We start from the raw sequence: 21,315 nt of genomic DNA, 5'->3' as shown, positions 1-21,315 counted from the left end.
GTGAATTTCCGGCGTGGTGCGGTCATGCGGTTCTCTACTTTCAGTGAACCCTCATTTTAAGAGGGCCCACTGTCCGAGATATCCGCAGCAGCCCAGACAGTCAGAACAGGACGGCGAGGCATACACGCTCCTTCTCGAAAACGGAGGAAAACAAGAACCCACCGACAGCCGCGACACGACGACAGAAAATCAGGGAAGTGCCATTCTCAGAATAGGATTCTCGCATCATCCGCACTTCACGGCTTTCAAGAAGAAGAAATGGTCCACAATGCTCATCGGCTGTGACTTTCGGCGCTATGTGGCGGCGTTTTGTGATCGCTATTTGGCGCAGCGACCCGATTTGCCACGCTGAATCAGAGGGACGTCAGCGTCTTATATCCCATGGGCTTTGAAACACTTTAGTTTCGAGACACCCTAGAACAGCCGGCGGCCTCATCGCCCACGGTGCTCGGTCGACTGGGCAGCAGCTTTGCCAGGACTAGACAGCTCCTAAGCTTGGCTATGCTGAGCCCCATGAGGAAGCTCCAGCTCTCGTTGCGAAACTGTCACGGTATCCGTGAAATGGACGCCACCCTGCCCTTCGAGCGCCGGAAGAAGAATTCGACAGAGCCACGGCAGGCGGTGGCTATCTACGCACCCAACGGGACGATGAAGTCGAGCTTCGCGAGGACCTTCCTTGACTACTCTCGAGGTCAAGATTCGTCGGACCATGTGTTCCCCGAGCGTGAGACGCGCCGAGAGATCCTCGACGAAACCGGCAACGAACCCGACACGGCAAATGTGGCGGTATTTCTTGCTTACGACGAGCAATACACCCCCGACAAGTACGCCACGACTCTTCTCGTAAATGCCCCGCTCCGCGAGGAGTTCGAGACGATTCAGAAAAGCCTGTCGAAGATCGAGGGGGAGCTGGTCAGCGCGCTGAAGAAGACTGCGCGAACCAAGCAGGATGTTGGACTGCTGGTTTCGCAGACCTTCACCAAGGAGGACGACAACTTCTTTGGCGCGCTCACGCGTGTGAGCTACGAGGTGGAGCAGACGGAAGAGCCGGTGTTCGCCGACATCCCCTACGACCTCCTCTTCAACGCGAGCGTTGAGAAAGTCCTTTCTGATCCGAAGCTCCGGGAGTTGCTGTCCGACTATGTAGAGCGGCTGAACGAGTTGCTCGACAAATCAACCTTCTTCAGTAGGGCGTCCTTCAATTACTACAACGCCGAGACGGTCAGCAAGAGTCTCGTCAGCCAAGGCTACTTCAAGGCTAAGCACTCGCTGTTACTTTCGGGGGAGGAGGCCCCTCGTGAAGTGTCGAGTGAGGCGGACCTGACCAAGCTGATCTCAGACGAGAAGCAGCGCATTACTGGAGACTCGGAGCTGATGGTGCGCCTCCGTGGCTTGGAGAAGGCGCTCAACGCAAACCAGGCCACGCGAGACTTCTTCCAATTTGTGTCCGGCCGTCCGGAGCTGCTTGCGGAGTTCGATAACACCGATCGATTCAAGGAGAAGCTCTGGGTCTCTTACTTCAAAATGCATGGTGAACTGTTCATCGAGGCAGTGGATGCTCACAAGTCGTCCGAGGAGCGGCGGAAGAAGATCCTCGAAACTGCAGCGGCGGAGCGCACTCAGTGGGAAACCGTCATTGAGCTGTTCAATGAACGGTTTGATGTGCCGTTCACGCTCGTGCCCCGGAACCGTGTGAAGGTCATGCTCGCGCAGGAGCCCTTTCTGACAATCGACTTTGACTTCAAGGACGGCGGAGGCTCCACGCGGGTGGATCGAGAGCACCTATTGCAGGTGCTCAGTACCGGAGAAAAGAAGGCGCTCTACATCCTGAACATTCTCTTCGAGGTCGAAGCGAGGAGGAAGTCGGGGGAGCTGAGTCTCTTCGTTATCGATGACATCGCTGACTCTTTTGACTACAAAAATAAATACGCGATCATCCACTATTTGAAGGAGATGGCGGCGGAGACAAACTTCCGGATCGTCATCCTGACTCACAATTTCGATTTCCTCCGCACCATCTACGGCCGGGGCGTAGTGGGTTGGGGTGAGTGCTTCATCGCTGAGAAGAGTGCCGAACGCGTCAAGTTCAGCAAGATGAGCGGGGATCTCATCACAAACCCCTTCGAGGGTGATCTCAAGCGGAAGATGTTCACCAGCGCCCTTGAGCGAATTGCCTGTATTCCGTTCGCTCGGAACATCCTTGAGTACAGTCGCGGGAGCAAAGATCCGGACTACCTTCACTTGACCTCGTTGCTGCATCTCAAGGCAGGCTCCCGAAGCATTACCCAGGGGGAACTCGACAAGTTATTCCGGAAGGCGTTCGTGGGCCTGGAAGCGGACGGATGGGCGGACCCGGCGGAGTTGGTCATCGACGCGATTTACCGTGAGGCGGATGCTTGTTTGGAGGCCGACGAAGGCGTCAACTTCGCGAACAAGATCGTCTTGGCCATAGCAGTGCGGCTGAGAGCAGAGTCATTCATGCTCAAGCTGATAGACGAACCGGCCGTAACCGACGAGATCAAGAAGAACCAGACTTGGGAACTGTTCAACATAGTTGAGGACCGCGCGCTCGGAGGAGAGGATGAGTTGCGGCTGCTTCGGTCCGTGCTGCTGACCACTGCTGAAACCCTGCACGTCAACTCCTTCATGTACGAGCCGATCATCGACATGTCTGACCAGTCGCTGCGCAACCTTTACGCCAAGGTCGCTGACTTAGATCGATTGCTGGCGTAGGAAACGCGCTACGGCTGGCATTAAAGAGCCGCCAATTACGTCTCGGTGAAAAGTTAACGGGCCGGAGACTGACGCTTACGGCTTAGGCCTCAGCGCGTCAGTCATATTCAGCGTCTCGTAACCCTAGGGAGACAAGACGTCTCATTGCCGCGGTGCCGGCGTTGCATTCCGTTGAGGCACTGCGCTGGACGAGGAATCCCGCAACTATGCCTCGTAATTTTGGGGCCGATTTCAGGTACCTGCCGATAGTTCTATGACATTTAAAATCGACTGGCCGGTTATGGGCGTCTCCGACGTGGTGTTGCCGAGTGCTTCGCCCCAGCCTGTCCGATAAGTCCTACCCGTGCCTTCGTCAGTCGGTGCCCATCGCGAGGTACCGGTAGGCGGTGGCACGGCTGGTGCCGATGATCTTCCCAATATCAGCGGGTTTCAGGCCTTGGGCCTTGAGGTCGCGGGCGCGTTTGACGTTGCTATGGTCGGCGGTGATTTCGCGGCGTCCGGCTGTGCGTCCGTGGGAGGCCGCCACGGCCATGCCGGCGCGAGTTCGTTCGGAGAGCTGGTCACGTTCCAGCTGGGCGAACGCGGAGATGACGGTGACCATGGCCCGGGCGATGGCGCCGCCCAGCTCGCTGTCCGGGTCGGTAATGATGCCGTCGCGCAGGGAACGGAACTTGATACCGCGCTCGGTGAAGCCGTCAAGGAGTTCTAGGAGGTGGCGGGTATTGCGTCCCAACCTGTCCAGTTTCCACACGACAACTTCGTCGCCGCGGCTGAGACGGTCAAGCATTTTGTCCAGTTCGGGACGACTGGTCTTGGTGCCGCTGACGCCCTGGTCACGGTAGATGCGTTCGCAGCCAGCCTCTTCAAGTTCCCGAATTTGTAGCTCGGTATTCTGGTCCATTGTGCTAACCCGTGCATAGCCAAGACTCGTCATCCGTTCCTCACTCTTATTGTCTCGTCAAAGGCGGTTTTGACGCGCTTTTGAGAATATCAGAGTGAGACACGTTGTTGAGAATCTAAGCGACGCAGGAACGCGCCGATGTTGGATTCTTTAAAACGTGCGTCGGCGTGCAGATCTGCTGTCTTATCTAAGGAACCTTTATTGAGATGCCGAGGAGAACCGGGAAGGCCCCGCCCCGCCCCGCGCCGCGCCCGCGCCCAAGTTGTCTCTAGTCGAAAGGGTGCGGATTAGAGATAGATTCCCGCTGTGTCGATCAGTTCCATCCAGAGCTCTCGAGGGTGGGTGTCTTTCCGGATAGTTGGGACGGGCACCAAGACGTCCGCCTCGGCCAGGGCGCCCATGTCGACTCCGGTCAGGTCGGCGATGTCCACGATGGGCACCTGGTACGTCCGGAACGGTCCAAGCGGTGGGGGAGTGCCGTCGACGAGGGCTTGAGAGCGGGCCGCGTCGAAATCGAGATCGGCTAATTGTGGGCTTTGATCCAGCACGAACCCGGCAGCTCGAAGTACAGGGGCCCCTTCCACAAGCGTTGTCCACGCCGCGATCTTCCAGAACAATTGCGGGATCCTGACGCCGCGATACACCGGATCCTCAGCTGCGAGCACGGGTGCGGTGAAGACACTGATGCGATTACCGTTCGTTCGCGCGAAGGCGAGGACGTGGTCCTCCAGCCCAAGCCAGAGCTCCTTGGACTGATTGAACGCCCCGGCTTGAGGGGCGGCGTTCGTGTAGGCGAAGGTGTCGGTGTTGGCTCGGCTGGCTGTTGTGGCGTCGCCCCAGACGGGGTCTCGGCGCCGGACGAGATGCCCGCGGTCGAGATCGTTCCTGGCGTAGACGGTCTCCCCGGTTTGTTCGGTGGTCGGGATGCGCGGGTCGAGGTGCCAGTCGTCGGCGCGGTCGACGTCAACGAGCTGATCACCGTCGATGTTGACGCCTGTCACGATCGCAAGGGCCCGCATTGGATCCATGAGCACGGTGAAATGTGTGTAGGGCAATTCGCGCAGCAGGAAGCCGTCGGCAGGCAGTGGCAGTGGCAGCGGCAACGTGAGGAAACCGGCGTTGTATCCAGTAGGAGGGAATGTTGCAGCGTCCATGGCGACAGTCAATCAGCCGCAGCCGTCATCTTGACCTGAAATTGTGTCTCGCAACTAACCAGGTCCGGGCCAATCCGGCCGATCACCTACGAGTCATAGTTATGAGAACCACCGGGCCGCAGCTCTTCGGGGTACAAGATTCCGCGATCCCGCTGCGGCGAGACGTCTCGTATCCCTAGGGATACGAGACTATTCCGAGGGCGTGGCGTTATCGCCGGTCGCGCCAGCGTTTGATTCCGATGCTGATGAGGGTGGCGGTGACTCCTAGGAGGAGGACGGGCGCCTCGAACGCGAGTGCGGCAGCTCCGCCTCCTAGTGCGGCCAGCAGGATGGCGTCGAGAGCCCACGCTATTCGCACGGCTGCCATGGGGTCGCCCGCGGGTGTCGATATTGGGGTGAGCAGAGTGGTGGGAAGGGGGCCTTTCAGCGCATTGCTGATGCGAGCGACGAGGGCAAGCAGTCCGAGTGCGAGCGAGCTGACAGCTGCTGCGCCGGTCGCGGTGCCAATGATGATGGAGCACACGATGACCACCGCGAGTAGGACGACAACGGTGACTGCCAGCGGAAAGAGAGCGTGATGGGCAAGGAGGCGTTCGTCGCTGATCCCGTAGAGAGGGAAGTCTGCAGCGACGCTTGCGGCATGCCGGATCCCATCGGTGAGGGGGCCGAGGCCAGCGAAGGCGATCACCCCAGCGGCCGCGCCGAGGAGCCAGCCTGGGGTGGTCGGTGCAAACGCGAGAGCGAGTAGCACCCCGGCGGCGGTGAGTGCGAGGATACCGACGATAAGTCGACCGGGAGCCCGGGTCGCTCCGATCGTGTCACGGACGAGGAACGTCCATGCCAGTTGGGTGTGTGGCCGCACGGCACGGATGCGGCGCCCGAGGTGCGGCTTGGGCTGGTAGATCGTGGCCGCTGAGGAGAATTCCATGCCCGCCGCGTGGGTGGTTGCTGAGTCCCAGCGTGCTGCTTGCGTTGTGAGTTCGGCGAGACCGAGCCGATTCATCATCACCGGCACCAAGGCGACCAGGGCGGCAGCCAGTGCAGCCATTGTTGCCAACGCAGGGAGGCTGTGTGAGATTCCGCTGGTGGGATACGCAAGACCGACCCACCCCCAAGGGGCGTACAGCTGCATGCCAGGAACGGCGACGGTGACCAATCCGAGCGCGAGGATACCGAGCGCGCCTGCAACGGCAGCCCGGGGAAACACCTGACCGGCCAGCCATGCCACCGTCGCGGTGACGCCAACGAGGCCACCGACAGTGGTGAAGGTCGCGACACCCCCCGGCTCGGCCAGCCCATTGCTGGCGAGGCTCATACCGATCAGTCCCGCGGCGATCGTGCAAACTGCAGCGGCAATTGCTCCGGAAAGGAAAAGTGGAGCACGGAAGGTGTTGAACCGGGGCAGATCGCTCATGGCGAGAGCGTGAGTCAAAAATGGGGGAAGCACCGCCGGGCCGCGGTCCCGTCCCAGCAGCAACGCGCCCGCCCACAACGCTGCGACAATGAACGACGTCACGCTGGGTGCCGCAACATCCGCGAACAGGGCCAGCCCTGCCGGGCTGGCCGCGCTCAGCCACACCGCCCGTCCTACCGGGATGACGGTCACGAGGGCGACCATGAGCACCGTGTACATCGTGAACGCACGATCACCGGTCGTGCGGATGTTGCGAGCACGCCAAATATTGATCGCTGCGTGTGACCGGCTGCTCATGCCGCGGCCACCAGCTCGAGAGTATGATCGGCAATCGCCTCAGCAAGCACCGAACTGTGTGTGGCCACTACGAGAGTCGCGCCGCCATCGCGGCGAGACTGGAGCACACGGATCACGGACTCGACGTGCTCAGGATCTAGCCGCTGTTCCGGTTCATCAAGGATCAGAACCTCGAATGGGCGAGCCAGCACCAGGGCAAGACCGAACAGTTGCGTCTGACCGGAGGACAGCTCGTGCGCGAACCGCTCACCGAGCTGGCCCAGCCCCAACTCCGCGAGAACACCGTGCGCGAGGTCCACGGCCGCCGCAGGACCGTCGACCCACGTCGTTGCGACCAACGTGACGTGATCGCGCACAGTAAGATCGACAGCCATCGGCGGCAGCCCGATCATCGTAGAGACACGCCGACGAAAACCACGGTCACGCTCGGCCACAGCCGAGCCACCGATCTGCACCGTGCCACTCGAGGGCTTCCGCACCCCGGCCAGCACGCGCAACAACGTCGACTTACCCGTCCCGTTCCTGCCACGCACAATCAGAGCTTCACCCCGAAGAGCCGCCGCGGACACAGGAGCCAACAACGTCACGTCACCCGCGACCACGCCTACCTCGTCCACATCAATCATTCGACAATTCTCCCAGGCCGGATAAGCCTCGCGAAGAACCTGCGGGGAGCAACCCGGCCGTCTCATAACCTCGGCGTCTTGTAACCCATGGGATGCGAGCCGCCGCGACACTGCAGCATCGTCCCTCAGCTCGTCCGTAAGACGCACGTTCATCGGGCTATATGTCGGGCGGGTCAAACGCACGACCACAAGTCCGCGGGCGTGTCGATACCAATGGAGGCGTGGGAATGCCCGTTGGTCGTCCCTCTTGCGGGCACCGCAGGAGCTGCAAAGTTGTGACCGGTCGCGGTGAGATGCTAGTTCTGTGGAATTGGACAAAAGCAGGGATACGCAGGCCGTTGCCATTCGTCCGTACGGTCATGCGGATGCCGCAGACACATTGGCAATATTTCTTGCCGCGGTGACCGAGACCGCTGCCGCCGACTATTCGCCGGAGCAGATTCAAGCTTGGGCTCGGCCAGAAGATCGCGACCTGTCCACCTGGCATGCGACTATGCAGGCGCGGAACAGTTACGTGGCGACCATCGATGGCGCACCGGCGGGTTTCTCTGACGTGAACCCTGCGGGGTTTATTGACATGCTGTTCGTCGCCCCGCGACATCAGAGACAAGGGGTAGCGCGACAGCTGATCGGCTACGTGGAGGCTCACGCGCGTCAGGCGCACATGGCAGAGCTAACGGCCGACGTCAGCATTACAGCTCGCCCGTTCTTCGAACGCTACGGATTCACCGTCGAGGCAGAACAGCACCCAGTGAAGGCCGGCGTGCAGCTGACCAACTACAAGATGAGAAAGAACCTACTCGGCTCTGAGGTTCGCCTGACCGGGCAGCTTGTTTGCCACACCGAGGACCAGATGGCCACTGTGCGGGATCACCTGCCACTGCATCTTCCCCTGACCCGCGATGAACCGGGATGCCGATCCTTTAACGTCACCCCGACGAACAATCCGATGATCTGGCAGGTCGAGGAGTGCTTCGAGGACGCAGCCGCCTTCGAGGCTCACCAGGAACGGGTCGCCGGCAGTGCGTGGGGTCACGCGACTTCAGAAATCGAACGCCGCTACTCCGTGACTGGACGGTAGCCCCACGCCGTCTCAGCACCTGAACCTGCAATGAGAGCTGGGCTTGTCCAGGGAAGCGATCCCGCGTAGAGGGTTGGGCCACCGGCGTCGGTGCAGACCCTACGGTAACGTGGCCGCCCACGCTCGGCCTTCGGCGTCAGCCCGCCGCCGGAGCTCAACCCAAGACGGCGCCGACGACGCGACAATAGCCAAGTCTTCATCGATCGCTGTGAGGGCTGCTTGCACGAACCCGGAGCCCAAAGCCGCACCGCTGTCGTCTAGATTAGCATCCGGATTAGCCTGCCAGAACGCGTAATCCGCCGCCTCATACAGCTGCGTGGCCGCCCAGACAGCCTGTTGCGGGTCGTCCGTTCGCCACGCGCCCATCGCGTAGGCGACAGCTGCCGCAGCGTTCTGCGCGTATGCCGACTCCCGAACCCACCCGTCATCATCTTCGTCCGGGACCATCGACGTCGCTTCAGCTTCCATCCGCTGCACCTCGCCCATCGGTGTTGCAGCGAGGGCCCATCCTGCCGCCACGATCTCCGCCAGCCGCTCAGAGAGCGTCGGGGCTCCAACCGCCGACGCGTAGCGCTCGAACAGCGGGAACAGTCGTTGGGCGCAGGACATGGCGAACACGGTTTTTGCCCGTCGGTCCAACAGCTCCAACTTGGCCAGCAACGCGTGCTCATCGTACGTTCGCATCAGATCCCCCTTCATTGGCGCCCGTTGGCCGTTCGTCTCGCGTGCGTCGGAGCGCCATCTAGGCTCGCGATAGTTTGAGTCTCACTTGCTCGTGCGGCCGGGCCCTGGCCGGCGTAGGCCGAGCGCAATCAGGATGATGCCGACGATGGCGATAATGAGCCCGATGGAAAGCCACATGCGGCTACCTGTCATGAAACTTCCCGGGATCAGATTTATGCCCTGCCCGGCCCACACTCCACCAAGGATCAGAGCGATCACGCCGACGGTGATCAGGGCGGTGCGCCCATTGCGGCTAGTCACGTATCCCAACGTACCCTCGACCGACTGACCCGTCGCCCGGTAGAGGTTCCCTTGCGAATCCTGGACGCGACCAGCAGCCGCTCCCCACCGTGTGCAATACGAGTGCCGGGAGTCGTCCGTCGTGCGGTCGGTCGTGAGGTCGTTATGTGAAGAGCTTTGGCCGCTGAATTCTGGATGCGCCAGATGCCTATTCGTGTAGAACGATTTGGAAGAGATTGTGGTCTTGCCATTTTCCGGCAATCTGCAGGTAACGAGGCGCCATCCCGATCTGTTGAAAGCCTGCCTTCACGAGCACCCGTTGCGAAGCAACATTGTGAAGGAGAGTGCTCGCCTCTATGCGGTGCAGCCCGAGGTCCTCGCGCGCCACTTCTACGATCATCTGGACCGTCGCTGATGCCAGCCCGCGACCCGCGTACTTGCTATCCACCCAGTAACCCAGACCCGCACTCTCGAAGGGGCCGCGCACTATTCCGGCCAAGTTGAATCGACCTACGAGTGCATCGCCAGCAAATAGGCCAAAGGGGTATCCCTCGCCAGCGTCACTTGCAATAAGTCGTTTAGCGATGTCCGCAGCCTGCCACGCCTCGGTGTAGTACTCCTCGGGGCGCACCGGTTCCCATTGAGCGAGATATTGACGGTTGCGCACATATGCTGCGGCAAGCGCCGTGGCATCGCCCCGGCGCAGTACGCGCATGCTGACGTCTTGACTAAGTTGGCGTGATCCGAACACAAGTCCACGTTACGGGCCCACCTCATCGACGTTCACCATCTGAGATAAGAGTCGCGATACTTGGCGCTGAGAATAGTTCGACACCGAACGCGGACTACTTCCGATTGCTCCAACTAACCCTGATGCTGATCATGGGCGTTTTTGAGGATCAAACAGCGAGACATCCGCTCGGTCGCTCGAAGCGTAGGGTGAACCGCATGATGTCAACGCCGATCCTTGTCCCAGCGGCATCGACCACGTCCACTGAGGACCAAGAAGTCTCGCTTCAAGCCGAAGTCGTGACAGACGCGGACAGTACGCCAGGTCCATCCCTGGTCCCGGAGCTACTGATCACATGTCTCGAGGCGAGCCTGGATTTCTGGTGCCGCCTGTGCGGATTCGAGGTGCTCTACGACCGCCCCGACGAGGGGTTTGCCTACATCACCAGCGGCACGGCGCACATCATGCTCGAACAAAGAGGATCGGGACGGAACTGGATACCTGCCGCCTTGGAGCCACCTCTCGGCCGCGGGATCAACTTCCAGATCACTGTGGCGTCGATACAACCGCTGTTAAGTGCTCTCGACGCCGCGAGCTGGACCCTCTTCATGGAGCCGGAGACGAAGTGGTACCGGACCGGCACGACCGAGGCCGGCGTAGCCCAGTTCCTGGTGCAAGACCCGGATGGATACTTGATCCGATTCCAAGCATCTCTGGGCCGCAGGCTTGCCGGGGCCGGCACCCTTTAACCCTGCAGCCGGACTCAGCTCTGTTGGAGCAAGCTCACGCTTGGTCGGGTGTCTCGAGAACTACTGTGGATCGCATGACTCCAACGATGCCGATCCTTGTCTCTGCGACATCACCGACGTCTGCTGAAGCCAAGGACGTGTCACGTCGGTACTACGAGGAGCTTGTGGGCCGCTACCACGGGCGACCTGCATCTCGCCAGGAGACCATGGATGCCCAGGCCGGATACCCCAGTGACGACCTGGTCGCACCACTGGGCATCCTTCTTCTGGCCCGCCAAGGAGCCACCGTTCTCGGCTGTGCAGGCATGCGGGTGCGCCCCGGCGACATCGGCGAGGTAACCAGAGTCTTCGTGGAACCGGCGGCACGGGGCAAGGGCTTGGGACGCCTTCTCATGAAGGAACTGGAACGCGAATCCCGCGAATTAGGACTCCATGCGTTGCGGTTGGACACACGAACGGACCTCGTCGAAGCGCGAAGCCTGTACGCGTCCCTTGGCTACATCGAAGGGGAAGCGCACAATACGGACCCATACGCTAACCACTGGTTCCGGAAAGACTTGGCGTGAATTTCGATTCTTGAAGGCCGGCGAAGGGCTTGGTCGGTTTATAGTGCCCGGTCAGGGTTCCTGTACGGACCCGACGGATCGACTCGGCATGGTTCGGGAATCGACTTGAGTCTCAGCCCCAAATTCTCGGCACAGCGCAGGAGCGATGGCGCCACGTCGATAGGATCCACAAAAAGGGGTCTTCAGATGGGAACGAGAATTGGCGTCCGCCGGGTGCTGAGAGCCACCACAGACGTGCTTCGATCTATTGGTCAAGTGGTCATCACGGTGGCTCTTGTCCTGGCCGACGTAGTCAAGTCGGGGTCTGGTGGCGGTCCTCCATTGTCGGCCCTTCCACCAGTAGTACTCCCGAGGTCTGAGACCACGCCTTCCGATGCACTCTCCCCAGAGAAGAAACCTCCGACGAAAAAGACGCGACGCGACAGGCGCAGGTCCTAGCCCGATCACGCGCCGGTCCACCAGCTACTTTGGAGTGACCCGAGGATCGCCTCCGTCTGCGTGGACGTTCCCCAACGCCACTCCCCCGATATGTCGGAACCTTGGCGAATTGGCGCCGATTCTGCAAACGTGTACGTCCGGCTATCGAACGCTGTGGGCTGGGCTTCAGCGTGGTTAGGTTCCGGTTGTTCGGGATTGGCGCCATTCGATGAGAGCTAGCGCTCCAGCCGTTGCAACCGCCACGACGACAGCGAGTCCTGCGACGCCGATCAGACCCGGCAGGTTCCCTACGGCCAGGGTTGCGAGGAATGTGGACACGCCTGCAACTGCCACTCGCCCAAACCGGCTTGTGCACACCAGGCGAGCGAGGACGAATCCGATGGTTGAGCCCACGAGTCCGATTCCGCTGGCAAGAGCAAGGCCAAAGGCCAGAAACGACGCGTCGTCTCCCGATGCGATCACCACAACGATGACGTAAAGGTCGGCGGCGACGACTCCCGCTGCGGTCACAGGGATCATGCTCGTCCAAGCTGGGCGGTTCATGCCAGTAGCCGACGGTATTTCGCCGGCGCCAACACCATCGAACACCCGCTGAGGGCCAACGCGACGAGTACGACCATGCGGTGAGTCTCGCAGGTATCTCCCCCTCAGACGTTGGAATCGCTCCAGCGATCCGTAAGGGGTTCCCCTTGCGGAACGATGAGTTGCCAAACCGCAATCGAAAACTGCAATCGACCGCCATTCTCGGCTAACAGTCAGAGACTTCTGAAAATGACAACGAAATAAAGGTTCCTTTGACAGGACACCCACTCAGTGCGTCGTGGCACCTTTTGGAGAATCCGCCTGTGGCTTTTGAATTTATGGGGCGGCGTTCCTCCTGATTTATTTGGCGGTGACGAGTGAGAATGTGTTGGAGGTGGTGGCCGCTACTGGTCTTGGCGATGGTCACGCAATTGGGCCGCGTGGCGGTATAACGTGGCTCGACTCCATTTAACGAGCTGCGCTGCGGCAGCCGAACTCTTGCCGTTGGCTTAGGATTCCAGAGCGGAAGATAACCCACTCAACGGGGACAAGGCCACCCAATTTAGCCGTTGCGGAGCATGTCGATTCGGTCGCGGCTAACCACGACGCAGTCATCGATGACTGCGAGGTAGTTGCCTGTCGTGAATGCTATTTCGATGATCCCAACTATTCCGGCGACCAAGAGCCGAGCTTGCACCGGGACGTCAGTATCCATCGGGATCAACCCGTCTCGCCGAGCCTCGTCTAGATAATCACCCACTCGCACAATCCACCCGTTGCATCTGGCGGGCGCTCCATCCAGTTGCACATCGCGACTGCGTTGAAGCTTGAGCGCCACGCGCGCGAGTGGGTGATGAACGAAACACGTTGATACATGCTCAGCCGCTTGGCTGATCGCATCGAGTGGGTCGCTAGCCTCGCGATTGATACCCATGAAGATACCGCCGGGATAGGCCATCCTAACGATCGTCGAAGCAATCCGGGACTTCGTGGGGAAGTAGTAGCTCACGAGAGACCGTGAGGTACCGGCTCTGTTCGCGATCTGAGTGACGCTGGCTCCCGAAAATCCGCACTCGTCGAACTCCTTTGTGGCCGCATCCAGAATTACCGTGGCCGTACACGATTCAGCACTAGCGATCGTCGGCGTGCGGTCTGCGGCATGTGTCATAGACATGTATTTACTCGACCCGTCTCCCGTGCTTATTGAGCATTCTGCGTGCGCTTTGACGCCGCAACGTGCAACGTGCTTTCACAGGATTCCCTGGCAGTGGGCTCATTAAGATGCTATTCCCTGGACGCTCGTCCAGGGAATAGCGTCCCAATCTACAAGGGTGACGAGTGCCAAATTTGGTCCTGTCGGCCTCAACCAGAGGGGATACACAATGAAGAAATGGAAAGGCGGCCTAGCCGCCTTTGCCGTTGCAGCAATGTTGCTGTCCGGTATATCGTCGGCAAACGCGGTGGAGGCGCCGGTTACGGCCCCACTGAGCGTGTCGTTTGCGACAACGGGGTCCGGCGCATCGCCTACCGGGCAATACGATTGGATGTGCGTCCTGACATCGGGTTACACCTACTTTCTGCCCAACGGTGAACCGTTATCGAACTGCAAAGGAAGTTACTTGAAGCGGTACCTCAACGGCCAGCAGGTCCAGTCGTATCGCTTGGCCTATGGCGGGGGCGCCGTGAACTATAAGGCTGAAGGATGCCTCATCGCCGTAATCGGAGGTATTCTTGCGGTCATGTCGCCGACCATGACGATGCGATTTGTCTTTGGGGCAGCTGTGGGAGGAGGAGCCGTTTACTACAGCTGTAGAGCCTAAGGATCCTCCGGCTCGAGCACACTCAGTGGAGATCGGTTTCGAGCCGGAGGCTTTTCAACTGCTGATCATCCGACGCAAGGCTTCGATATGAGCCTTATACGCAGCGCGGCCGTCCCGGGTCAGAGCAACCCAGGTCCAGGCGTGCCCACTGTCCGCCCGCTTAGACACTCGAACATAACCAGCGTCTCTGAGAGTTGACAGGTGCTTGCTGAGCGACGAGTCGCTGATAGACAGCGAGTCACGCAGAGCCGAAAACTCTGCCTCAACCACCTCAAACAAGTATGCACAAATTGAGAGTCGGCGAGTGGGATGAATTGTCTCGTTCAGCTCGGGCGCGGGTCCAGCCACGATCGTCAACGATTCATAGAAGTAGCCAGTGTGTGTTCAAAGACCCATCCGCCGACAACCATCAGAATGAATACCGCCAAGCCGGTCACCCACGCAACCCAGGTGACCCCCTGCTCCATGACGAGGAACCAACCTGTTGCTAAAGCCGCAAGAGCGACCACGAGGAAAACTGCAGCATACCCAGTGGCTCGACCGCGCCCGGCTTCCGTCGTCCGGGTTCCCGTCACGCGTCGGCGCGCGAACTCTATGATCGGAAGGGTGACAGCCATCAGGATCACAGCAACACCAACGCCGACTCCATGGGCCAACAGAACAGCAACTACGGTCCCGCCCAACACAGACCCCGTTGCCGGGTAGTACCACCAGGCTGCTCGGGAGCGTCGCAACGCCGCGGTGCGTGACTGGCGCGCGATCGCTAGGGCCTCCCCGGCAGTAGATTCATTTTCCATACAGGAAAGTAGACACCTTAGCCAAAGCAGTGTCAACCCCTCGGAGGCACTTGGTTGGCGGGTTGTTGCGACTGATTCCTTCCGATGGATGCAGGGTACTCAGACCTTCCGTACCAGAGCGGGCAGCCCACTCGCCGGGATTTCAGCCTCTGACAGCTTCCTAGAAATGGTTCCGACTTAGATCGCCTTGGTGGGCTGTTGTCCGTCACGTTGAATGACGATGAGGCGTCATGCTGTTTGACGATGAGTTTTTGGGGGTGTGGTCGGCACAGTGACGTGGTGGTCGTCAGCGCTGACGGCGGGGAATGTCGTGGTCGTCACAATGACGGCGGTTTTCGGGCACGCGGGAGCGCCCCGGCGCGGGATCTCAGGGATGCGACTCACACATTTGACAGGACAGACCTCGAAGGTGGAAGGATCAGCGCGGCGGAACTTTCCCGAGTCACCGCGATCAATCTTCACGACGAGTTCGCCACCGTCGTCCTCTCGCACGAACTTCTCAACCGCTGAAGACGTTCCGTCACGGGTTGGTCTTGAGGGGCGACTGTGAAAGTATTTCCGGTCAGATACGACCCAGAAGTTCTGCCCGTTTCGCTTCGGAAGGCAGACCCTCATCGCGCACCCTGGCTGGCCGGGCTACACGCTCCGTCGAACTCCCAACGGGTCATCATCCGTTCACCTCCCGACCCGACCTCGTCATCGCAGAGCTCGAGAAGATCCTTGCCCAGAAGTAGGGCCTCAGTCGGCCGAACGCCTCCGCCACTGCAGCACTGCATCCGAAATCACCGGCTGAACTCATACGAAGTATCAGCAGATCCACTACTTTGACCTCGCTGGGTAACCCCAACTGCGATTACGGCTGGAGCCGCTCCAGCGTCCAGCAACCAGAGTCACCGGCCGTGAACCGCAGGCGGTCGTGCAGCCTAGACGTGCGGCCCTGCCAGAACTCGATCGCGCGCGGAATCACACGGAACCCGCCCCAGTCCTCCGGCCGGGGAATATCCGTGTCGTCCGGATAACGCTCTTCCACCCGGCGAACCTGCTCCTCGATCCGGGCGCGGCTTGAGACGGGCCGCGACTGGTTGCTGGCGACCGCGGCAACGCGCGACCCCCTCGGCCGGCCTGCAAAATAGGCGTCGCTGGTGGCGGCATCCGTGGGATTGGCCGTGCCGTAGACAATCACCTGGCGGTGCATGGAATACCAGGGAAACAGCAGCGAGACCTCCGGGTTGACGCTCAACGCCCGGCCTTTGCGGGACGCATAGTTGGTGACGAATTCGAAGCCGCTGCCGTCGAGCCCCTTGAGCAGCACGGTTCGGCTGCTCGGTCGGCCGTCCGGGTCAACGGTGCTGAGCACCATGGCATTGGGCTCGTAGAGCCCGGCCTGCTCCGCGGCAGCCAGCCAAAGGGGGAACTCGACCATCGGGTCGGGGTTGACCCCGGACTCGTTCAGGCTCACTGCGCCATAGTCGGTGTGACTCGTCAGGGATTCCATCAGGATTCTCGCCCTCGCTTGGAGCCGGCGGAATCTGAAAATTCCCCGGCCGGCACCTCCAGCCTAGATGGGACAGGCAGAAACGCACTGCTGGCAGGTGCGAGTCAGTCTCTGTCCAGAGTCGTGGCGAAAGTGGCCCTGTTGCGGTTCCCGTCTGACAGGGTCACGGTCGGGCAGCGCTAATCGTTGCGCGGGGTTTCTAGCGCCATGTCCGAGTCCGATCCTGATTGCAGTTCAGATCGAAATAGCCACCAAACGATTGCGCCGCAGCAGATGAAAAGAGTGCCGCTCGCCAAGAACGGCACGGACAAGGACAGCGACGAAGCGAGAACCCCGCCGAGGGCTGCTCCCACGGTGAGACCGATAAGACCGAGGACCTTGGACGATGCATTGACCCGCCCTCGGAGGTGCTCAGGGACAAGACGCTGCCGAAGCGAACTCACGCAGATTCCCCACACAACGGAGTGCAGGATGTACGCGGCTAGGAGAGCCGCGGCCACCCATGGGATCCGGACGAATGCGAGCGCGAACATAGACGCGGCGCCGAGGCAAAGACTCCCCACGATCATCCGTCCGTACCCCACACGTAAACGAAGTGGAGCTGTGATGATCGAGCCGACAAGACCACCAAGTGCTGACACCGCCAGAATCAGGCCGTACCCCGCCGGACCAAGACCCAGAGTTTGCTGCGCGAACAGCACAAGGACGGAGAACGGCATCATGTACGCGACGCTCGCGAGCCCGCCAACTACCGCGAGGCCGCTCAATACGCGGTGTCCGCGAAGCCAACGGGCACCGTCCACGGCTTCACGGAACACGGATCGGCGAGGCGAGGCGAGGCCGTTGACGACGCCTGAACGCGGGAGCGCGAGGAAGAAGAACCCGGCCGCTGCATAGAGGCCGCCAGCGGCCAGGACCGGAACCGCCACCCCGAGGGCGAACAGGAATCCGCCCAGCGGCGGACCTGCGAATTCATCGGCGAGGAGTTGAGCCGCCGAGATGCGGCTGTTCGCCTGGTCCAGTTTGCTAACCGGAACGACCGACGGCAGGATCGATAGCGCCGCGTTGTCCGCGGCGGTCTCCAAGATTCCGACGCCCGCGAGGACGACATACAGGAGCGGAACGGAGCCACAGCCGATTGCGAACACGACCGCCATCATGATCAAGAGCGACGCCCGGCTGAAATTCGTGATCCACAAGATCGTTCGACGATCGAAACGGTCGACATAGACCCCGACCGGGACCACTACGAGCAACCGCACCGCCGAGTACGTGGCGGCAAGGCCGGCGATGAGAAGGGCATCCGTCGTCAACGATGTTGCCAGCAGCGGTATCGCCACGAAAATCAAGCCGTCGCTCAGGTTGCCCGCCGCGTTGCCCGCCCAAAGCTGCCTGAACCCTCTACCTAACGACACGAGCAAACCCTAGCCGCCCGGAGCCACCAAGGCGCCGAGATACGTTCCGATCAGGGTTCCTCATACGGACACGGAAGAGCTGTGCAGTCGACTTCGGACATTCGTGCAGTCGACTTGGGAAAACGACAGTGCGCGACTCCCCAGCTTGACGTCTGGGGCGGCGATAGCGATGGGACGATGTCTCGAAACCCTAGGGTTTCGAGACGCGAGCATTGGGCAGCTCGGGATTCGTAGCGTCGTGTGTGGGCACAATGATGTGACAGATTTCGGCGTCCGTGCAGTGGGCGGGATCGAGCTGCTGACTGCGGTTGATGAGGCCCTCGAGTTCTCTTTCCAGGGTGGCGAGTTCGTCTTGTCGTGTCCGGACCTCGGTGAGCTTGGTTGAAAGTAGCTCGCGGACGTGGGTGCAGGGTTTGACACCTTCACTGCGTAGATCGAGTATGGCGGCGATTTCTAGCAGGGTGAGTCCTGCACCTTGTCCGCTGCGGATGAACTGGAGCTGGCTGAGGATCGCGGCGTCATAGGTGCGGTAGCCGTTCGAGTCCCGCCGAGGTCGGGGAAGCAGTCCGCTGCGCTCGTAGAAGCGGATGGTTTGGGTAGGCAGACCCACCGCTGAAGCCACTTCTCCGATACGCATGCCCCGATGTTACGCGCTTGACCTTGTACCGGGGATCAAGGTTTACAGTGACTTTCATGGATGTAACACTTCTCTACTTCAAGGCGTGTCCGAACTGGAAAGTCGCGGACGAGCGCTTGAACCTGCTTGTGGGCGAGCGTCCTGATATCAATGTGAGGCACCAGTTGGTCGAAACACCCGAGCAGGCCGACCGCGTCGGCTTTCTCGGCTCGCCGAGCATTCACGTAGGTGGCGTCGATGTGTTCGCCGAGCCTGGTTCGCAGGCGGGGTTGACCTGCCGTCGGTACCCGACACCGAACGGGTACGAGGGTGCCCCGACGCTTGAGCAACTCCGCACGGTCCTCACCAATGTATAACCGGGGCCCCAACAACGCGCCGATTTCTCCCGCAGAACCACTCGGGAGCGACACTTACGATCTGATCGTCATCGGCGCTGGCATGGCTGGTATCGCCGCCGCAAATAAGTGTGCCGCCGAGGGCTGGCGAGTCGCTATCGTCGACTCTCTTCCCTACGGCGGGACGTGCGCGTTGCGGGGCTGTGACCCCAAGAAGATCCTGCGTCGTGGTGCTGAGATCATCGACAGCGCCCGCCTCATGAGAGGCAAGGGCATCGATGATGCAGGGCTGGTGATGAACTGGTCGGACCTCATGGCGCACAAGCACGGCTTCACCGGCCCTGTTCCCGAGCGCATGGAATCTGGCCTCGACCGCGCCGGCGTCGACACGCTCCACGGGCATGCACGGTTCGTCGGAATACACCAGATCGATATCGACGGCACCCGGCATCAGGCCGAACGCTTCCTGATCGCGACTGGAGCGAGGCCTCGACCACTGGACTTCCCCGGTTGCGAGCACCTCATCGATAGCACCGAGTTCCTTGACCTTGATGTTCTGCCCGGGCGGATACTTTTCGTTGGTGGCGGCTTTATCTCCTTCGAGTTCGCACACCTCGTCGCCCGCGCGGGGAGCACAGCGGTGATCATCGACCGCGGGGCGCGCCCGTTGAAGAGCTTCGACCCGGATCTCGTCGAACTACTGCTCGAGCGCGGTCGCGAGGTCGGTATTGACGTGCGTCGCAGCACCCATATCACGGCTGTCGAGCGGACCAACGAGACTTACCACGTCACCCTTGAACACGCTGGCGTCAACGAAATAGTAGAAGTCGACCTCGTGGTCCACGGCGCGGGACGTGTCTCCGACCTTGCCGCACTGGGCTTGGAAGCAGCCGGTGTGGAATGGAGCGAGCGGGGGGTGCGTGTGGGGGGACACCTTCAGAGCACGTCGAACCCTGCAGTGTGGGCCGCCGGCGACTCCGCAGACACCGCCGGAATGCCTCTGACGCCAATCGCGGTCGCCGAGGCCAAGGTTGCCGCGTCCAATATGATCAAGGGCACCACCATCACGCCTGACTACACCGGTATTCCAACCGCTGTCTTTACCATCCCCGAACTCGTCCGTGTGGGCATGGTCGAATCCGAGGCCACCGAGCAAGGCCTCGACCTAGAAATCCGCTTCTCCGACACCAGCAGTTGGTACTCCAACTACCGGATCGGCGAGAGCACGGCCGCCGCCAAAATCCTCATCGACAGATCGAATGACCGCATCGTCGGCGCGCATTTGCTCGGGCCCGAATACGGCGAACTGGTCAACACCTTCGGCCTGGCCATCAAGCTCGGACTCACTACTCGCCAACTCAAATCCGCCACAGCCGCATACCCGACCGTCGGATCTGACCTCAGCTCCCTGCTCTAGAGCCTTTCACCACGCTCATCACTTCTCTCGCGCACCCGCGACCATGCCTCTCTACCGCCCAACGATCTCGCCAAGGGACGTTCGATCATCAGCTTCTGCCAACGCCGAGCGATCCTCAATCGGGCGTCCATCTACTCCCCGTGACCCGACTCAGTGTCTCGCAACCATGGCTTGCAAGACACTGCCGACGCCCAGGGCGGCGCCGGTTCAGGAAGCTTCGCGCGACTACCTTATGGACAGGTCATACGGGATTGAAATGGCCACGATCTGCTGCGGCGACAGGATCCACGGGGGAGTGCCCGGGCAGGGTTTGCGGTCATGCTGTCATCGCGACCGCGCTGTGCGCCGCGGTTCGGCCGGGTAAATTCGAATACCGGGAATGCGGCCGCAACGGCTTCGAAGTCCGCGAGTGGGGCGTCCTTGTCGACCGGGATATGTGGCCGGCCCCCTGGCGCGCGCCGAAGGTAGTTCTTGAGGATGGGCGCCCGGAGGTTCACGTCGACCACGGTCAGGACGACGTCCCGCCTTCTGCCCGCACGGATAACGACGTGACCGTCTGCGGCGAGCACGTTGCGCACCCAGCGTGCGCCCTGGCCCAGCATTGAAACGACGTAGCGTCGGCCGTCAACTGTGGCCGTCACCAAGGGAAGGGAGAGTACGGTCCCGGACTTGGGGTTGACGGTGTCAAGGCGAATCAACCACCATCCCGTAAGGCCGGACGCCGCGAGGCGGGCCATCGTGCGATTGGCTCGCCTGGCTGCTGCTCCTGGTCTGCCGCCCCGGTACATTTCCCGGTGGCGCTCGTTGAATCCCATGACGTCCAGTATTCGCGCTGGCGACCAGGATGGTGTCGAGGGCCAGGTCCCGGGTGACGGCTTCGCAGCGCAGGATGCGTTTTGGCCCGACGATTGAGGACAGCAACTCCGGAGTCTAGAGAGTGTCGGGGCTCCCGGGGCTGGCGCCGTCGGCCGCGATGGTGGCCTGGCCGTGGCAAGCGAGTCCAGTTCCTGAGCTCAGCACATTTAGTCGTCGAACAGCGAGTGCATTTTGCTCCGCTGCCTAAGTCGGGTTGAAGGCGATTCTGTTCTCTTCTACATCGTGAATTCTGGGTCCGGCGGAGGAGCCTCTTCATCAGCATTCCAGTCCGTCGTGCTGCCGGGTGCAGAGCACGGCTCCTCGTCGAGACGTCCCTCATCACGAAGAAGGTCGTTATCGAAGATGACAG

General features: G+C 60.9%; 20 protein-coding genes. 6 read left to right on the top strand and 14 right to left on the bottom strand.

Annotated features, from left to right (window positions below):
- Positions 1–513: 513 nt before the first annotated feature.
- The gene (locus tag IWX77_RS15795; RefSeq protein WP_196845507.1) at positions 514–2,733 is read left to right on the top strand and encodes a hypothetical protein; all 2,220 of its coding nucleotides are present in this window, start codon (positions 514–516) and stop codon (positions 2,731–2,733) included.
- 352 nt (positions 2,734–3,085) lie between these two features.
- On the opposite strand, the gene IWX77_RS15790 is transcribed toward IWX77_RS15795, so the two are convergent.
- The 4 genes from IWX77_RS15790 to IWX77_RS15775 form a co-directional block, all read right to left on the bottom strand.
- On the bottom strand, positions 3,086–3,667 hold the full coding sequence (locus IWX77_RS15790; RefSeq protein WP_196845506.1) for a recombinase family protein: 582 nt from the start codon (positions 3,665–3,667) through the stop codon (positions 3,086–3,088).
- 254 nt (positions 3,668–3,921) lie between these two features.
- On the bottom strand, positions 3,922–4,788 hold the full coding sequence (locus tag IWX77_RS15785) for a DNA/RNA non-specific endonuclease (RefSeq protein WP_196845505.1): 867 nt from the start codon (positions 4,786–4,788) through the stop codon (positions 3,922–3,924).
- 208 nt (positions 4,789–4,996) lie between these two features.
- Positions 4,997–6,499, bottom strand: coding sequence for a hypothetical protein (locus IWX77_RS15780; protein ID WP_196845504.1), 1,503 nt, complete (start codon positions 6,497–6,499; stop codon positions 4,997–4,999).
- A complete protein-coding gene (locus tag IWX77_RS15775; RefSeq protein WP_196845503.1) occupies positions 6,496–7,125 on the bottom strand; it encodes an ABC transporter ATP-binding protein in 630 nt (209 codons plus the stop codon). The genes IWX77_RS15780 and IWX77_RS15775 overlap by 4 nt, the downstream gene beginning before the upstream one ends.
- Positions 7,126–7,429: 304 nt before the next feature.
- Here IWX77_RS15775 and IWX77_RS17265 point away from each other — a divergent pair, with 304 nt between their 5' ends.
- Complete coding sequence (locus IWX77_RS17265; RefSeq protein WP_327012249.1) at positions 7,430–8,206, top strand: GNAT family N-acetyltransferase; 777 nt, start codon at positions 7,430–7,432, stop codon at positions 8,204–8,206.
- Positions 8,207–8,305: 99 nt separating this feature from the next.
- On the opposite strand, the gene IWX77_RS15760 is transcribed toward IWX77_RS17265, so the two are convergent.
- The 3 genes from IWX77_RS15760 to IWX77_RS15750 form a co-directional block, all read right to left on the bottom strand.
- Complete coding sequence (locus IWX77_RS15760) at positions 8,306–8,890, bottom strand: DUF416 family protein (protein WP_196845502.1); 585 nt, start codon at positions 8,888–8,890, stop codon at positions 8,306–8,308.
- 81 nt (positions 8,891–8,971) lie between these two features.
- Positions 8,972–9,190 carry a hypothetical protein gene (locus IWX77_RS15755; RefSeq protein WP_196845501.1) on the bottom strand — a complete coding sequence of 73 codons (219 nt, stop codon included), beginning with the start codon at positions 9,188–9,190 and terminating at the stop codon, positions 8,972–8,974.
- A gap of 187 nt (positions 9,191–9,377) precedes the next feature.
- The gene (locus tag IWX77_RS15750; RefSeq protein WP_196845500.1) at positions 9,378–9,884 is read right to left on the bottom strand and encodes a GNAT family N-acetyltransferase; all 507 of its coding nucleotides are present in this window, start codon (positions 9,882–9,884) and stop codon (positions 9,378–9,380) included.
- Between the two features lie 158 nt (positions 9,885–10,042).
- Here IWX77_RS15750 and IWX77_RS15745 point away from each other — a divergent pair, with 158 nt between their 5' ends.
- Together IWX77_RS15745 and IWX77_RS15740 are read left to right on the top strand one after the other, a co-directional pair.
- Entirely contained in the window at positions 10,043–10,648 is a 606-nt protein-coding gene (locus IWX77_RS15745; RefSeq protein ID WP_196845499.1) for a bleomycin resistance protein, read from the top strand.
- A gap of 74 nt (positions 10,649–10,722) precedes the next feature.
- Positions 10,723–11,214: a GNAT family N-acetyltransferase gene (locus IWX77_RS15740; RefSeq protein ID WP_196845498.1), complete on the top strand. Its 492-nt coding sequence runs from the start codon at positions 10,723–10,725 to the stop codon at positions 11,212–11,214.
- Positions 11,215–11,826: 612 nt separating this feature from the next.
- Here IWX77_RS15740 and IWX77_RS15735 read toward each other — a convergent pair.
- The 6 genes from IWX77_RS15735 to IWX77_RS15710 all read right to left on the bottom strand — a co-directional run bounded on the left by IWX77_RS15735 (position 11,827) and on the right by IWX77_RS15710 (position 18,338).
- A complete protein-coding gene (locus IWX77_RS15735; RefSeq protein WP_196845497.1) occupies positions 11,827–12,162 on the bottom strand; it encodes a hypothetical protein in 336 nt (111 codons plus the stop codon).
- A 574-nt stretch (positions 12,163–12,736) separates the two neighbouring features.
- Positions 12,737–13,348 carry a TetR family transcriptional regulator gene (locus tag IWX77_RS15730; protein ID WP_196845496.1) on the bottom strand — a complete coding sequence of 204 codons (612 nt, stop codon included), beginning with the start codon at positions 13,346–13,348 and terminating at the stop codon, positions 12,737–12,739.
- A 700-nt stretch (positions 13,349–14,048) separates the two neighbouring features.
- Positions 14,049–14,342, bottom strand: coding sequence for a transcriptional regulator (locus IWX77_RS15725; protein ID WP_327012250.1), 294 nt, complete (start codon positions 14,340–14,342; stop codon positions 14,049–14,051).
- Positions 14,343–15,644: 1,302 nt separating this feature from the next.
- Positions 15,645–16,286 (bottom strand): pyridoxamine 5'-phosphate oxidase, encoded by a 642-nt coding sequence (pdxH, locus tag IWX77_RS15720; protein ID WP_327012248.1) that lies wholly within the window; start codon positions 16,284–16,286, stop codon positions 15,645–15,647.
- A gap of 179 nt (positions 16,287–16,465) precedes the next feature.
- Positions 16,466–17,701, bottom strand: coding sequence for an MFS transporter (locus IWX77_RS15715; RefSeq protein WP_196845495.1), 1,236 nt, complete (start codon positions 17,699–17,701; stop codon positions 16,466–16,468).
- Between the two features lie 190 nt (positions 17,702–17,891).
- On the bottom strand, positions 17,892–18,338 hold the full coding sequence (locus IWX77_RS15710; protein WP_196845494.1) for a heavy metal-responsive transcriptional regulator: 447 nt from the start codon (positions 18,336–18,338) through the stop codon (positions 17,892–17,894).
- A gap of 56 nt (positions 18,339–18,394) precedes the next feature.
- Between IWX77_RS15710 and IWX77_RS15705 the strand changes: the two genes are divergently transcribed.
- Together IWX77_RS15705 and IWX77_RS15700 are read left to right on the top strand one after the other, a co-directional pair.
- Positions 18,395–18,694, top strand: a complete 300-nt coding sequence (locus IWX77_RS15705) for a thioredoxin family protein (RefSeq protein WP_196845493.1) — start codon at positions 18,395–18,397, stop codon at positions 18,692–18,694.
- Entirely contained in the window at positions 18,687–20,090 is a 1,404-nt protein-coding gene (locus IWX77_RS15700; protein WP_196845492.1) for a dihydrolipoyl dehydrogenase family protein, read from the top strand. The genes IWX77_RS15705 and IWX77_RS15700 overlap by 8 nt, the downstream gene beginning before the upstream one ends.
- A 230-nt stretch (positions 20,091–20,320) precedes the next feature.
- On the opposite strand, the gene IWX77_RS15695 is transcribed toward IWX77_RS15700, so the two are convergent.
- Complete coding sequence (locus IWX77_RS15695; RefSeq protein ID WP_196845491.1) at positions 20,321–20,827, bottom strand: nitroreductase family deazaflavin-dependent oxidoreductase; 507 nt, start codon at positions 20,825–20,827, stop codon at positions 20,321–20,323.
- Positions 20,828–21,315: the final 488 nt, after the last annotated feature.

Source organism: Cryobacterium sp. CAN_C2 (assembly GCF_015751745.1).
GTDB lineage: Bacteria > Actinomycetota > Actinomycetes > Actinomycetales > Microbacteriaceae > Cryobacterium.
The sequence above is the reverse complement of the archived record's forward strand: the minus strand, read 5'-3'. Positions and strand labels throughout refer to the sequence as shown.